The organism is Proteus sp. G2300 (assembly GCF_009915965.1).
Classification (GTDB): domain Bacteria; phylum Pseudomonadota; class Gammaproteobacteria; order Enterobacterales; family Enterobacteriaceae; genus Proteus; species Proteus vulgaris.
Map to the genome: position 1 here is coordinate 220,362 of NZ_JAABNK010000025.1, position 14,805 is coordinate 235,166.

14 protein-coding genes are annotated in these 14,805 nt (G+C 36.9%); 6 read left to right on the forward strand and 8 right to left on the reverse strand.

The window, feature by feature from the left end:
- Complete coding sequence (locus GWI97_RS17065; protein ID WP_087803608.1) at positions 1-621, reverse strand: glutathione S-transferase family protein; 621 nt, start codon at positions 619-621, stop codon at positions 1-3.
- A 157-nt stretch (positions 622-778) separates the two neighbouring features.
- On the opposite strand from GWI97_RS17065, the gene GWI97_RS17070 reads away from it, so the two are divergent.
- A complete protein-coding gene (locus GWI97_RS17070) occupies positions 779-1,981 on the forward strand; it encodes a serine hydrolase (RefSeq protein ID WP_036938201.1) in 1,203 nt (400 codons plus the stop codon).
- Between the two features lie 151 nt (positions 1,982-2,132).
- Here GWI97_RS17070 and GWI97_RS17075 read toward each other — a convergent pair whose 3' ends face one another.
- The 4 genes from GWI97_RS17075 to ybjG all read right to left on the reverse strand — a co-directional run bounded on the left by GWI97_RS17075 (position 2,133) and on the right by ybjG (position 8,513).
- Positions 2,133-3,803 carry a formate--tetrahydrofolate ligase gene (locus GWI97_RS17075; RefSeq protein WP_087803606.1) on the reverse strand — a complete coding sequence of 557 codons (1,671 nt, stop codon included), beginning with the start codon at positions 3,801-3,803 and terminating at the stop codon, positions 2,133-2,135.
- A gap of 380 nt (positions 3,804-4,183) precedes the next feature.
- Complete coding sequence (locus GWI97_RS17080) at positions 4,184-5,548, reverse strand: L-serine ammonia-lyase (protein ID WP_036938196.1); 1,365 nt, start codon at positions 5,546-5,548, stop codon at positions 4,184-4,186.
- Positions 5,549-5,673: 125 nt separating this feature from the next.
- On the reverse strand, positions 5,674-6,990 hold the full coding sequence (locus GWI97_RS17085) for an HAAAP family serine/threonine permease (RefSeq protein ID WP_036938194.1): 1,317 nt from the start codon (positions 6,988-6,990) through the stop codon (positions 5,674-5,676).
- Between the two features lie 911 nt (positions 6,991-7,901).
- Complete coding sequence (gene ybjG / locus GWI97_RS17090; protein WP_036938192.1) at positions 7,902-8,513, reverse strand: undecaprenyl-diphosphate phosphatase; 612 nt, start codon at positions 8,511-8,513, stop codon at positions 7,902-7,904.
- A gap of 239 nt (positions 8,514-8,752) precedes the next feature.
- Between ybjG and GWI97_RS17095 the strand changes: the two genes are divergently transcribed.
- A complete protein-coding gene (locus GWI97_RS17095; protein WP_036938190.1) occupies positions 8,753-9,172 on the forward strand; it encodes a secondary thiamine-phosphate synthase enzyme YjbQ in 420 nt (139 codons plus the stop codon).
- A gap of 258 nt (positions 9,173-9,430) precedes the next feature.
- On the opposite strand, the gene GWI97_RS17100 is transcribed toward GWI97_RS17095, so the two are convergent.
- Positions 9,431-9,694 (reverse strand): GrxA family glutaredoxin, encoded by a 264-nt coding sequence (locus GWI97_RS17100; RefSeq protein ID WP_036938187.1) that lies wholly within the window; start codon positions 9,692-9,694, stop codon positions 9,431-9,433.
- 171 nt (positions 9,695-9,865) lie between these two features.
- On the opposite strand from GWI97_RS17100, the gene GWI97_RS17105 reads away from it, so the two are divergent.
- From GWI97_RS17105 to GWI97_RS17120, 4 genes are all read left to right on the forward strand, one after another.
- On the forward strand, positions 9,866-10,168 hold the full coding sequence (locus tag GWI97_RS17105) for a YbjC family protein (protein ID WP_036938185.1): 303 nt from the start codon (positions 9,866-9,868) through the stop codon (positions 10,166-10,168).
- Positions 10,169-10,336: 168 nt separating this feature from the next.
- The gene (locus GWI97_RS17110) at positions 10,337-10,852 is read left to right on the forward strand and encodes a YbjN domain-containing protein (protein ID WP_036938182.1); all 516 of its coding nucleotides are present in this window, start codon (positions 10,337-10,339) and stop codon (positions 10,850-10,852) included.
- Positions 10,853-10,882: 30 nt separating this feature from the next.
- Entirely contained in the window at positions 10,883-12,016 is a 1,134-nt protein-coding gene (rlmC, locus tag GWI97_RS17115) for a 23S rRNA (uracil(747)-C(5))-methyltransferase RlmC (RefSeq protein WP_036938179.1), read from the forward strand.
- A 102-nt stretch (positions 12,017-12,118) separates the two neighbouring features.
- Positions 12,119-13,318: a multidrug effflux MFS transporter gene (locus tag GWI97_RS17120; protein WP_036938177.1), complete on the forward strand. Its 1,200-nt coding sequence runs from the start codon at positions 12,119-12,121 to the stop codon at positions 13,316-13,318.
- A gap of 97 nt (positions 13,319-13,415) precedes the next feature.
- Here GWI97_RS17120 and artM read toward each other — a convergent pair whose 3' ends face one another.
- Both artM and artQ read right to left on the reverse strand, forming a co-directional pair.
- On the reverse strand, positions 13,416-14,084 hold the full coding sequence (gene artM, locus GWI97_RS17125) for an arginine ABC transporter permease ArtM (protein ID WP_036938175.1): 669 nt from the start codon (positions 14,082-14,084) through the stop codon (positions 13,416-13,418).
- Positions 14,084-14,788, reverse strand: coding sequence for an arginine ABC transporter permease ArtQ (artQ, locus tag GWI97_RS17130; RefSeq protein ID WP_036938173.1), 705 nt, complete (start codon positions 14,786-14,788; stop codon positions 14,084-14,086). The genes artM and artQ overlap by 1 nt, the downstream gene beginning before the upstream one ends.
- Positions 14,789-14,805 lie beyond the last annotated feature (17 nt).

Below are 14,805 nucleotides of genomic sequence, written 5' to 3' on the forward strand. Positions count from 1 at the left end.
TTAATTTACAGGCAGTAACACGACATCACGGAAAATAGAACTTTCACTTAATTGTGCGAACCAGCGCTCAATATGTGGGAAGTGAGGTCTATCTTTGCAAACTTCGAGCCATGGGTAAACCAGTGGCGCGATAGCTATATCAGCAAGAGAGATTTCATCTCCAGCAAAATAAGCTGTTTTTGCTAGTTGGTTATCTGCAATTCTGATCAGTTTGTTAAGTTTTTCTTTTAATTCTTCAATCTGCTCAGGATGTTGTTGTTCTTTAGGTGTGCGAACAATCATTATCATCATTTGTTGAATGGGTGAAAATAAGCTGCCATTTGACCAGTCCATCCATTTTTCTACATTTGCTCGTTGTTTAGGATCAATTGGATAGAATGTGTTATTTTCATATTTTGAGCATAAATAACGAAGAATGGTATTAGACTCCCATAATGTAAAGTCATCATCTTGTAGTGTTGGAATAGAAGCGTTGGGATTCATCGCTAAATAATTTGTTTCATTGAGCCCACCAAACGGGCCTCCAACATCAATTTGCTCATAAGGAACGTTTAACGCCTTTAAGCACCAAAGAACTTTTTTAACGTTAGATGAGTTTTTTCTACCCCAGACTTTTAACATAAAGGTCTCCTAAACCACGATAAGTAATAAAATTTCCCTCTATAGGGCGTTAAGCATGAATATAAGATAAATCTCTATATATCAATGTTGGCGTCTTATTCCAGAAAGCCATATAGTAGGAAAGCTTTAACAAATTGATATAAAAGGGTGATCGGTAATGAAAAAAAATATTCCATCTGTTCTGGGTAAGGTTACCGCGGGAATGGGTTTACTGCTAATTATTTCTAGTCCTTCATTTGCGGTAAATAATCCTGTACCTCCTCAAATAGAGGCAAAATCTTATGTATTAATGGATTACAACAGCGGAAAAATTCTGGCATCAGAGAAACCTGATGAGCGTTTAGATCCCGCCAGTCTGACAAAAATCATGAGTAGCTATGTGGTTGGACAAGCCATCAAAGAAGGGCGTATGTCGCCGGACGATATGGTGATTGTAGGACGCAATGCATGGGCAACAGGTAATCCGGTATTAAAAGGCTCATCATTAATGTTCTTGAAACCGGGTGATCAGGTAAAAGTCATTGATTTAAACCGAGGCATGGTTATTCAATCGGGTAATGATGCCAGTATCGCATTAGCTGAACATGTTGCGGGAAGTCAGGAAACGTTTGTTGATTTAATGAACTCCTATGCCAACAATCTGGGTTTAAAAAATACGCACTTTAAAACGGTCCATGGATTAGATTCTGATGGACAATATACAACTGCACAAGATATGGCTTTGCTAACTGCTGCCATGATCCGTGATGTTCCATCAGAATACGAAATACATAAAGAAAAAGAATTTACATTCAACAATATTCGTCAGCCAAACCGCAACCGTTTATTGTGGAATAAAAATATGAATGTTGATGGTGTGAAAACAGGGCACACAAATGGTGCTGGATATAACCTTGTATCTTCGGCAACTGAAGGAAATATGCGCTTAATTGCGGTTGTTTTAGGTGCACCGTCAGACAAAATTCGCTTTGCTGAGAGTGAAAAATTATTGGGTTGGGGATTCCGCTTTTTTGAAACCGTCACACCAGTTAAAGAAAATGCACCACTGACAAAACAAAAAGTATGGTATGGCGATAAAGGGGAAGTGGCTTTAGGCGTTGCTAATGATGCTTCAATCACGATCCCTAAAGGTGAACTGAAAAATTTAAAAGCTTCATTTACTTTAACTAATCCAGTATTAGAAGCACCTTTAACACAAAACCAGGTGGTGGGTACAGTTAACTTTTTATTAAACGATGAAGTGATTGAACAACGTCCTTTAGTTGTAAAAGAAGCGGTTGAAGAAGGTGGTTTCTTTAGTCGTATCTGGGATTTTGTGGTTAAAACAGTATCAGGCTGGTTTAACGCCATTTTTGGTTAAAATTATCAATAATGGTTTTATCAACGCGTTACTGAGTTTTTCACCCATAAAGAAAGACTAACTATCGTTTTTGTATAAAAAATCCGTAATTAGAATGACGATTACGGATTTTTTTATATTTACTGAAATAAAGAGTTATATACTTTAGAACTTAAATAAGCCCATCAATCTTGCCTCGATTATTAATATCAACCTTAATGGCTGCTGGCGTTTTCGGTAATCCTGGCATAGTGGTAATAGTGCCTGTTAACGCAACAACAAAGCCAGCACCCGCAGATACGTATACTTCGCGTACATTTATCGTAAAATCAGTAGGGCGCCCTAATAAAGTTGGATTATCTGAGAGTGAATATTGTGTTTTTGCCATACATACAGGAAAATGGCCAAACCCCATATTTTCTATTTTTTCCAACATATTGCGTGCATGTTGGCTATAAGTCACACCATTTGCTCCATAAATTTCTTTAGCTACAGTGTCAATTTTTTCATAAAGTGAAGCGTTATCAGGGTAAATTAATTGAAATTGACTCTGTTCATTTTCAAGTGTATCAATCACTTGCTTAGCTAATTCAATACCGCCTTCGCCTCCTTTTTCCCACACTTTGGTAATAGCGAAGCGACAATCTCTATCTTGGCAAAATTGTTCGATAAACTGGTGTTCTACAATACTATCAGTGACATAGGCATTAAGAGAGACAATCACCGGCAAGCCATATTTTTTAAGGTTTTCAATATGTTTTTCGAGATTAGCAATGCCTTTTTCAAGTGCAACTAAGTCTTCATTATCCCACTCGTTTTTGCCTAAACCACCGTTATATTTTAGTGCTTTTGTGGTAACTACAATCACTGCACAATCTGGATGTAATCCACTCATTCGACATTTTATATCAAAGAATTTCTCAGCACCTAAATCGGCTCCAAAGCCTGCTTCTGTAATTGTGATATCGGCAAGTTGAAGTGCCAATTTTGTTGCCCTTACACTATTGCACCCATGGGCAATATTGGCGAAAGGGCCACCATGAATAATCGCGGGTGTATTTTCGAGTGTTTGTACTAAATTAGGATTAATGGCATCTTTTAACAAACTGGCCATTGCGCCAACAGCTTGTAAATCGTTTGCAGTGATAGGGTCGTCATTATAAGAATAAGCAACAATGATCTGAGAAAGTCTTTGCTTTAAATCTTGGATATCTTCGGCTAAACACAAGATTGACATAATTTCAGAAGCAACAGTAATAACAAAATTATCTTCTCTTGTAATACCGTCTTTTTCGCCACCCAATCCCACAACAATATTTCGTAAAGTGCGATCGTTCATATCCATACAGCGCTTAAAAACAATTTTTTTAGGGTCGATATTTAAAGGATTACCTTGATAAATAGAGTTATCAAGCATGGCTGCCAGTAAATTATTGGCTGAAGTAATCGCATGAAAATCGCCAGTAAAATGAAGGTTAAGATCTTCCATTGGCACGACTTGAGAATAACCGCCTCCCGCAGCTCCACCTTTAATACCAAAGCAAGGACCTAAAGAAGGCTCGCGTAACGCAATAATGGCATTTTTCCCAATATGGTTAAGGGCTTGGCCTAATCCAACAGTAACAGTTGTTTTACCTTCTCCGGCTGGAGTGGGATTAATTGCAGTGACTAAAACTAATTTTCCTGTTTTTTTTGTGGCGATTTTAGACCAAATACTGTGGCTAAATTTGGCTTTGTATTTGCCATAAAACTCGATATCGTCTTGATCAATATTTAAATTTTTAGCAATGTCTTGAATTGGTAAGAGGTGTGCTTCTTGGGAGATTTGAATATCTGATTTCATTTTAGTTCTCTTTTTATCCCGCTTATGATGTCTCTAGTGATCTTTACTTATCAACTGTAGCCAAGGATATAAATATGGCCAATAGATTGATTAAGTTGTAATTATTTTCTATTAGATAACGTGTTTATCGTCACATCATTTAAATAATTATTGCTACAGACTCCTATCTTTGATCTTTTGCTACTTATTATTGAGTAATATTTCTGTTTTCAATATCGTGTTCTTTTTTCGACACGTATTTTAACTAAGGATGATCATTTAATCTCATACAAAAAATAATATTCAAAGAGAAGAGCATCATTTTTGATTTTAGATAATAAAAAAGGCGCTGATATCAGCGCCTTATCGATAATGATTCTCTATATTTGAACCTCTTAAATTTAGTCACAAGAAATTTTAATGGCTAATCCACCTTGAGAGGTTTCACGATATTTAGCATTAATATCTTTACCTGTTTCGTACATGGTTTCGATGACTTTATCTAAACAAATACGAGGATCACTGACACGGCGTAAAGCCATACGAGATGAGTTTACAGCTTGTACAGCCGCAATGGCATTACGTTCAATGCAAGGGACTTGCACTTGTCCTGCAACAGGGTCACAGGTAAGTCCTAAGTTATGCTCCATTGCTATTTCAGCAGCCATACAAACTTGTTCTGGACTGCCACCTAGAAGTTCTGTTAATGCACCGGCAGCCATAGAACAAGCAACACCGACTTCACCTTGACAACCGACTTCAGCACCTGAAATTGAAGCATTCATTTTGTAAAGAGAACCGATAACACCGGCCACTAAGAAAAAGCGTGTGTAAGAGTTTTCATTTACAGGACGAATGAATTTATCATAGTAAGACAGTACCGCAGGAATAATGCCACATGCTCCATTTGTCGGTGCTGTTACAACACGTCCGCCAGCGGCATTTTCTTCATTGACAGCAAGTGCAAACATATTGATCCAGTCAACAACTGTCATAGGATCGGTTGTGGTTTTATCTTCTGTTACCAACATACGGCGTAACGCAGAAGCACGGCGAGGTACACGTAATGGTCCTGGCAATAAGCCTTCGGTATTTACACCGCGCTCAATACCTGACTTCATTACATCCCAAACCGCAGCAAAATGGGCTGAGATCTCTTCTTTACTCCGCAGAGCTAATTCATTTTGCATGACTAATGCAGATAGAGAAAGGCCGGTTTCTTTACAATGGCGACGTAAATCAGCCGCATATTGGTAAGGATAAGGGACTTGAACTACATTTTCTTCAGGTTGACCAAAATGCTCTTCATCAACAATAAAGCCACCACCAATAGAATAATAGGTTTTTTTCAATAGAACCTGTTCACCATTATAAGCGGTGATAGTCATACCATTCTCATGGAGAGGTAAATTGCTTTTATGGAAATTCATACCACCATCAACAGGAAAATCTACTTCTTTAATGCCGTTTGCCAGCATTAAGCGACCCGTTGTTTCTACTTGTTTTATAAATGGAGTAATAGAATCTATATCAACGGTATCAGGTAAATTACCAGCTAATCCCATAATAATAGCAATATCGGTTGCGTGACCTTTACCAGTTAAAGATAAAGAGCCGTACACATCAACGATAACACGGGAAACAGAAGAGAGAAGATTTTTGTCAGCAAGGATATCAACGAATTCTTTACCTGCTTTCATGGGGCCTACAGTGTGTGAACTTGAAGGACCGATACCAATTTTAAAAATATCAAAGACGCTAACCATAATATTCGCCTCCCTAATTAATTTAAAGGCGCAACTGTGTGATTATTAGAGTGATAAGTGTCAGTTTTGAAGTCTAAAGCTGTAATGGCTACTTTCATAAAAGAAAGTAGCCATTAGATGCCTTATTAGCCCATGAAAGAGTTAATTAAGCTATAGAAAACTGCTGAGATTGCGATAAGACCCATGATTACAACGAATACGTTGCTGATATGGCCTTCGTATTTCTTCATCGCAGGTACTTTACGGATTGCATACATAGGCATCAGGAACAGTAACATTGCGATAATTGGACCACCTAACGTTTCAATCATACCTAAGATGCTTGGGTTTAACGTTGCAACGATCCACGTTGTAACCAGCATAAACAGTGCAGTGATTTTGTTTAAACGATCTTTTTCGATTGTTTTACCTTTTTCACGCAATGATTTGATGATTAAACCATTGAAACCTTCACGAGCACCTAAGTAGTGACCTAAGAAAGATTTCGTAATCGCAACAAAAGCAATAAATGGAGCAATATAAGCGATAACAGGTGCTTCAAAATGGTTAGCCAGATAAGACAGGATACTGATATTCTGTGCTTTTGCTTCTGCTAAGTTTTCTGGTGTTAAGCTAAATACACAGCTAAACACGAAGAACATAACAGTGATAACCATCATGATGTGCGCATAAGCTAAAATGCGTGAACATTTCTTCTCAGCGTTTTCACCGTATTCTTCACGTTTTGCAACCGCAAAAGCAGAGATAATGGGGGAGTGGTTGAAAGAGAATACCATGACAGGGATAGCTAACCACAGTGTTACTAATAGGCCTTGGCCCATACCTGAAGTTGTTGCGTGATCAAAAGAGAGAGTCTCAAGTATTGCGCCATTCCATTCAGGAATAAGATACAGTGCTAAAACCATCAAGACGGCAACAAATGGGAACACTAGCACACTCATTGCTTTAACGATAGCTTGTTCACCAAAGCGAATAATTGACATGATACCGACAATCAGTATCAGCGATAAAATTGCGCGAGGTGGTGCAGTCATGTGCATTTGGTTCACTATAAAGCTTTCTACTGTATTGGTGATAGCAACACTATAAACCAATAAAATAGGGTAAATAGCAAAGAAATAGAGCAGAGTAATCAGTTTACCTGCTGTTTTACCAAAGTGTTCTTCAACAACTTCAGTGATATCTTCACCTGGGTTTTTACCTGATAACACAAAGCGACACATACCACGGTGTGCAAAGAAGGTCATTGGAAATGCAAGCACTAACATGATCAACAGAGGAATTAAGCCACCAATCCCTGCATTGATAGGTAAAAATAGAACGCCAGCACCGATAGCCGTACCATATAAACCTAACATCCATACCGTATCTGACTTACGCCATGTTTTGTAATCACCTTGGGTGTTACCCGATGCGATAGAACCAGCTTTGGTTGTATCCATAATACTCTCCGAAATAACGCGGTAAAAAAAATAATGAATAAAATAAAAGCGTGATTTTATTTCTTATCAGAAACAATCACGACATAAATTTAATTATGAATAAATGAGAGCATTGAGTACCTGGTGTTATCTCAATATCTTCAATTACCACATACTAAAATCTTTAAATTTCAAAAGAATTACGATCTTCTAAAATTTGAAAAAATATTCGATAAGTTTATATCCAGACTTAAGAGGTGCAGAATATAGTGTTTTTCAGGATAAACTACCGTGATCACCATCTCAAATGCTAAATATAACTGAAAAATCTAAAAATGTAACATTTTTTATATTTTGTGTTTTTAGAAGGGTTTTTTAAACATTTTGAAATACTTTTCCATTTTTAATGGAGATTGATAATAAATCCATATACCTGAATGTTCATATATTAATGATTAAAATTAGACTTTTTTATTTCTTATAAAATAAATGATTTAAATCAATATGGTTATTTTTATTCACAATTAAAACATTATATTAACAATATAACACATTGATATTTATATACTAATTATTTTCTTTAATTTGTGTTTAAAAGTAGACAAAAGAATATAAAAATAGAGTATTACGATTATTTATTAATGATTTTCTTTTATTCTATGAAATGAAGATAACAATAATTCAGTCATAAGTAGAATATTGTTTATTATTACGACAATAAATTTGTTAATAAATGAGTTTGATATATTACAATATAGCGAATATAAAAACTTCATTTTGATTAAAATAACAACACATTTTTTTTTGGACAAATAATATAATAATAGAGGATAATTTTATTTAGATATTAATATATCGAAGTGGAGAGAATTGCTTAAGTTAAATATAAAAAAAGACCACAATAAATAGGGTCTTTTTCAAAGCAAGAAGGGTTAGGCTTTTGTCCAACCTTTACGAATCGGATAAGCAAAACAGAACTGATAAAGTTGTTGTACCCATTTTTGGAGTGCATTCCCGCCTTTAGACCAGAAGATCTGGCTTAAACCACAAGAAAGCAGAGCAACTATAAGGGCGCCTATCATATCGATTGGCCAATGCACACCAAGGTAAATACGCGCCCAAGCAATCGCAACTCCTAAACCTAGCATGATATAACCAATACGTTTACTGTTATGCCAAAACAGATAAGCTAATGCAATGGTGAAAACAAATGTACCGTGATTGCTTGGGAACGAAGGCGTTGCATCATGCTCAAGGAAATTATACCCAATATTGGCAGCAAAAGGGCGCTCATGAGGCGCAATTGCACCAATAAACCAAGAGATAGACAGCGCAATAACTAAAGAGACCGCTGCTTTACAGGCTAATGTTCTTTGCTGGCTAAGGTGTTTTTCATTACCCCACAACCAATAGAACACTAAAGATAAAGGAAAGAGATAGACAAGGTACTTAGCAATAATTATCGCCACACCGATTTCGAAAGGAGATGCTGCAGGTGTTGCATTCATCATTGAAAATACGGCTAAATTAAATTGTTCCAGCAAAGTAGGCTCCATACATGTCGTGCTGATAAGCGATGTTTATGATACATAATACGCAAGTTTTTAAGGGTAAATGAGCGAGTAATAAGGGTAAAGTGTTTTTTTCTTATTTAATTGTGCTTTTTTTAAAAGAATTGTCAGTTTTAGATTTAACTGAGCTAAAGCATGCTTAAAAAGAGAATTTCACTTATGGTATAGCTCTCACATTGCTCTTTTTTGTTATTTTCAACGAGGTATAAAAAATGTGGCTCCAAAAAAATATCGTACTCAACGCAAGGCCGAGAGGGTTCCACTTAATTACACAGACATTGATTCAAGAATTACCCGAACTAAGACAATATAAAATTGGAATTGCTCATTTTTTTATTCAACATACATCGGCTTCGTTAACGATTAATGAAAATGCAGATCCGACAGTACGAAGTGATTTTGAAAATTTCTTTAATCAAAGTGTTAAAGAGAATGAAAATTACTACCTTCACACTTATGAAGGAAGTGATGATATGCCAGCACATATAAAAAGCAGTTTACTTGGACAAAGTATCACTATTCCTATTAGTCAAGGCGAGCTTAATTTAGGAACTTGGCAGGGAATTTATCTTGGTGAACACCGTAATCATGGTGGTCGTCGCCGTATTATTGTGACATTGCAAGGTGAATAAGGCTCTATTTTAGGCAATAAAAAACCCGACAGTTATTTCACCAAAGGGGTTGAAACTATCGGGCTCCTCAATATTTGGGGACATCAAAGAAAAGCAGTGGCACTAATTCAGACTCTGAGTTAAGAAGAAAGTTCGCTGACTAATGAAAAAAAATAGAATTTTTTTTGGAAAGAGGAAGATATAAAGAGATAATGTGTGAAATAAAAAAAAGAAAGCGCTAAAACATATTGAAAAATAGCTTGTTTTAGCGCTTTTTGATTAGTTATAGATGCCTAAATTTTCTTTAGCATAAGCTTCAAAATCTGTGCAACCACCGATGTGTTTCTCATCAATAAAAATTTGTGGCACAGTTTCAACCTCTTTACCGACGGTTTTAGATAAATCTGCTTTTGTAATTCCTTCGGCTTGGATATCAACATAACGGAAATCAAAATCGTCACGTTTTTCAGCCAGAGTTTCAGCCAGTTGTTTAGCACGTACACAATATGGGCAACCAGGGCGACCAAAAATTACAACAAACATACGACACTCCTTATTGAGGAAATAAAATTCAGGCATAATAGTCTTTATTGGTTGATACTATGCCCTTTTATGAGGCTAAACAAAAACAGTTATTGCCTTTTAGTGTGATAAATTATACCAATTTGCCGAATAATGAGATAGGACTGCGATACAGCATTTAGCGGAGAAAATATGGAAAAGCCTTCTAATCGGGATATGAAATCACTGTCTGATATGCCAAAACCCATCATAATCATTGAGATCATAGGGATTATTTTATTAGTGATTGCTTATTTGTCTATCAATCAATATATCACATCTCCGCAGTGGCTAGGCACCTACACGGGGCAATTAACACTGGTTGTTCTGGGGGTTATCTGCATGATCCCGCCTGCTATTCATATTGTATGGCGTGCGATTTATCGCTTAACGTTTTTAGGTATTGATAACAAACCCGCGAATAATAAAAAGAAAAAAGAGAATAACGAACAATAGCGCACTGTTTTTTTTCAACAATGCATGAAAAACCAAGAAAATCCAATCTGTAAATTGGCTTAATTTTCTTAGTTTTTCTATTTATTAGTGCCTTCAAGATATAAAAAGTGGCAAAATAGCCTCAATGCCAAAAGGCACTCTTTTCTTTAGCGCGTAAAGGTTATTTGAATGAACGCTGTTGTGACCCCCGATCTGGATCAGCTAAAATCTTGGCTTGATGAACTACAGATTGCTTATTATGAATGTGACTCTTGTCAGGCGTTACATTTGCCACATCTTCAATATATCAGTGGCATATTTGATGCTAAAATTGATATTCTTGAAGATGTGCTTGTATTTACCGCTATCGCTGAATTAAAACCCTCAGCAATAGTGCCTTTAATGGCCAACCTTAGCCAAATTAATGCAAGTTCTTTGTTTATTAAAACATTTTTAGAAATTAGTGATGAAAACTTACCTAAATTAGTATTCTGCCAATCATTCCCTGTTGCCGCGGGGATCTCACTGAATCAGTTTGATCTGTTCTTACAAAAAGCAGAAGAACAATCAGCTGAAGTAGTCAGTGAGATTTTTAATAATGGTTTCTTGTATGGCGAAAAACAAGAAAGTGAAAATGAAGAAGATGATGAAGAAGATGTTGAAATAAGTAGTTCATCAACTGACTCCTCCTATACTGTACATTAATATTAATCTCCATAACGGTCACAAAATCTTATGCAATGCGCACGATTTAGTGCGGGTGATTGTCATTCTTGTGAATGGCTTTCTCTTGCTTATTCTGAACAAATCAAGAAAAAACAGCACAGCTTATTAGCATTGCTACCTGAAGATTATGCTTTTGATAAATTAGCGCCTGTTGAAAGCCAGCAAGCGCAATTTCGTAACAAAGCAAAAATGGTAGTCAGTGGCAGTGTTGAAAAACCAGTATTAGGTCTAAAAACACGAGAGGGTGTGGCTGTCGATTTATGCGAATGTCCTCTTTACCCTGACTCTTTTACACCGATATTCCCAATTTTAAAAACATTTATAGCGAGAGCAGGATTAGTACCTTACGATATTGAGCGTCGGCGTGGCGAACTTAAGTTTATTTTATTAACTGAAAGCAGAAGCAATGGCACGATGATGTTGCGTTTTGTTTTACGCTCAGAAAAAAAATTAGAGCAACTTCGTAAAGCACTTCCGTGGTTACAAGAAAAACTACCTCAATTGGCGGTTATCTCTGTGAATATTCAACCTGTTCATATGGCAATTCTTGAAGGTGAAAAAGAAATTATTCTGACTGAAAAAACGTTTTTAGATGAATCATTCAACAAAATTCCATTGCATATTCGTCCAAGAGGCTTTTTTCAAACTAATCCAGTTGTGGCCTCATCACTTTATGCTACGGCGGGTCGTTGGGTTAGAGAATTAAATATCTCACATTTGTGGGATATGTTTTGTGGATCAGGAGGCTTTGGGTTACATTGCGCAGATAAATTGACCCAATTGACAGGAATTGAGATTAGTCCTGAAGCAATAGAATGTGCGCGTTTATCAGCTTATGAATTAGGGTTAGAGCATGTTGAATTTCAAGCACTAGATTCAACGGGTTATGCATTAGCCAACGAGTTAGTGCCTGAATTAGTGCTTGTTAATCCGCCAAGACGAGGTATTGGTGAGGCACTGTGTGGCTATTTAAATAAAATGAAGCCTCGCTTTATTCTGTATTCGAGTTGTAACGCTCAAACTATGGTTAAAGATATTCAGCAACTTTCTCATTATCGTATTGATAGAGTGCAGTTGTTTGATATGTTTCCGCATACAGCTCACTATGAAGTGCTTACATTATTGGTATTACAAGACAGTTAAGATATTCATTACAAAATAGGCAATGGGTGTTAGTATAAATCAGTATTTAACGCTCGATGGATAACATCGGGCGTTTTCTTTTTTATTAGATGGGCATTTTTTATGCAGAATTTAAAAGCGTTGTTATTAGTGATGGTGTTATTGGGGCCTTTGGGGATCGATCTCTATTTACCGACGATCCCTGCGATTGCTCAAGATTTAGGAAGTAGTGTCTCCCTTATTCAATCGACTATCGCTTTATTTATTTTAGTTTTAGGTATAGGACAACTGATATCAGGGCCATTAGTGGATAAGTTTGGTCGTAAACCTATCGCTATCGTTGGGATCCTTATCTATATTGTGGGTTCTGTCATTGCAACGATCTCTACAGACTCAACGCTTTTTATTATTTCGCGATTATTACAGGCTTGTGCAGTGTGTTGTACTTCCGTTGTGGCTTTTACCTGTGTTCGTGACTGCTTTAATGGTAATGATGCGGCTCGTGTTTTTGGCTTTTTAAATGGTACCTTAAATATTATTCCTGCACTTGCACCCTTATTAGGTGGATTATTGGCTGAGTATTGGGGATGGCGTGCACCTTTTGGGTTTTTAATTTTCTATTCAGTATTTGTGCTAGTGTTGATCACTCGCTTCTTACCAGAAACTAAGCCTGAAAATATAGCGCAATCGAAACAGAAATTAGGTAAAACATACCTTGAGATTTTGTGTAGTAAACGTTTTTTAACTTTTGCTTTCGTGAATGCAGGCACAATGGGAATGGCTTTAACTTATGTTTCATTTGCTCCTATTGTTTTGATGAATGATGCGAAGCTATCACCGCTGATTTTTTCCATTGTTTTTGGTGTAAATGGTTTTTGGATAATGTTTGTTAGCTTTTATGCAAACCGGGTGATCCACCGTGTTGGCAGACCTATTTGTTTGATATTAGGGGGTGGGTTAATGGGGGTAGGTTGTGTGAGTTTGTTATTAAGCTTAATGTTTATTCCTGCCGAAATACAAAGCCATTGGCTGATTTACATGCTCCCTGTAGCAAGTGCTTGCGCTGGATTAGCCTTTATTATGGGGCCTGCGACAAGTTATGCACTTGAGCCGTATTCACAGACGGCAGGTATTGCCTCTGCTTTGGTTGGTTTTATTCAAATGGCAGGCGGTGCTGCGTTAGGTTTAACTGCACTGACATCACCGGTACAACCTAAATTAGCATTAGCCGTTGTCATGTTAATTGGTAGCCTATTGGCGTGGAATGCGTATAGAGTAAGCCATAAGGAAGCGTTAATAGAAAAACAGACTACACAAAAATAGAACCATTATTTGTTACAATTTATTCAGCGATAAAAAAATACCCCAGAGATAAAAATATCCGGGGTATTTTTTTATCGACAGTTTGGCTTACGCATTTTTAATTACGATGTTCAAACTTTAAGGCTTTTTTCTCAATCAATCTCATGAGAAGTGTTAGTATTCCGTTGATGCCTAAATAAATAATGCCTGCGGCAACAAAGACCATCACATCATAACTTTGACCGAATACTTGTCGGCTATAACCTGTTAATTCAAGTAAAGTGATCGTACTGGCGAGAGAGGTACTTTTAAATATTAGTACAACTTCATTTGAATAGGATGAAAGCGCCCGCTTAAATGCATAAGGCAATATTACCCTTGCCGTTTGCACGGGGGACATCCCTAACGCTTGGCAAGATTGCCATTGTCCTGACGGAATCGCTCTTACTGCACCATAGAAAAGTAAGGTTGAATAAGCAGCACTATTTAATGCTAATGTAACCATGGCACAAAACCAAGGTGTTGATAATAACTCCCAAATCATAGGGAATTTTTGCAACACAGGAAATTGTCCAGGGCCATAATAGATTAAGAAAAACTGTACTAATAAAGGAGTACCGGTAAATAAGGTGATATATGCTTTTACAATTTGAGTAATAACTGGAGTTTTTAACGCCAAAATAAAGGTCATTAAAACCGAAAGTGTAAATGCCACCAGTAAAGCCACTAAAGTTAATGACAAGCTGGTTGGTAATCCCGGTAAAATATCAACAATATAATCCCACATTATGAGGCACTCCGTTCAAAGCGAGTTGTTCTCATTTCTAACCATTTCAGGATATATTGACTGATCAGCGTAATGGCTAAATAAATCAGTGCAACAATGCTATACCAAGTAAAAGGCTCTTGAGTTCTATTAGCAATACTTTGTGTTTGTAACATTAAATCATTAACACTGATTAATGAGACTAAAGCAGTATCTTTTAATAAAACTAACCACTGATTACCTAAACCGGGTAAAGCATGACGCCACATTTGAGGCATGATAAAGCGGAAGAAGATAGTAATACGGCCCATACCTAATGCTTGACCGGCTTCCCATTGTCCTGTTGGTACGGCTTTTAAGGCGCCACGTAACGTTTGTGAAGCATAAGAAGCATAAAGAAGTGAAAGGGCGATAACACCACAATAGAAAGGTAGAGAATCGGTGTCACCAAAGTCTATTTGCAAGGTGAATGAGCCTAATTCAATGCCATCCATTAAGATCATGACGCCTTGTAAGGTGCCATAATAGACAAAAAGAACCACCAGCATTTCTGGTAGTCCCCTAATGAGTGTTACCCAACATGTTCCTAAGAAAGCAAAGGCTTTCCATCTCGCAGATTCCCATGCTGTAAACAGCATGGCTAGAACTAATCCGATGATAAGCGCAGAAATAGCAAGTGAGACCGTTGTGACGGCCGCACCTGCTAGAGTTGTTATTTCATTCATTTATTAAGCTATTATTG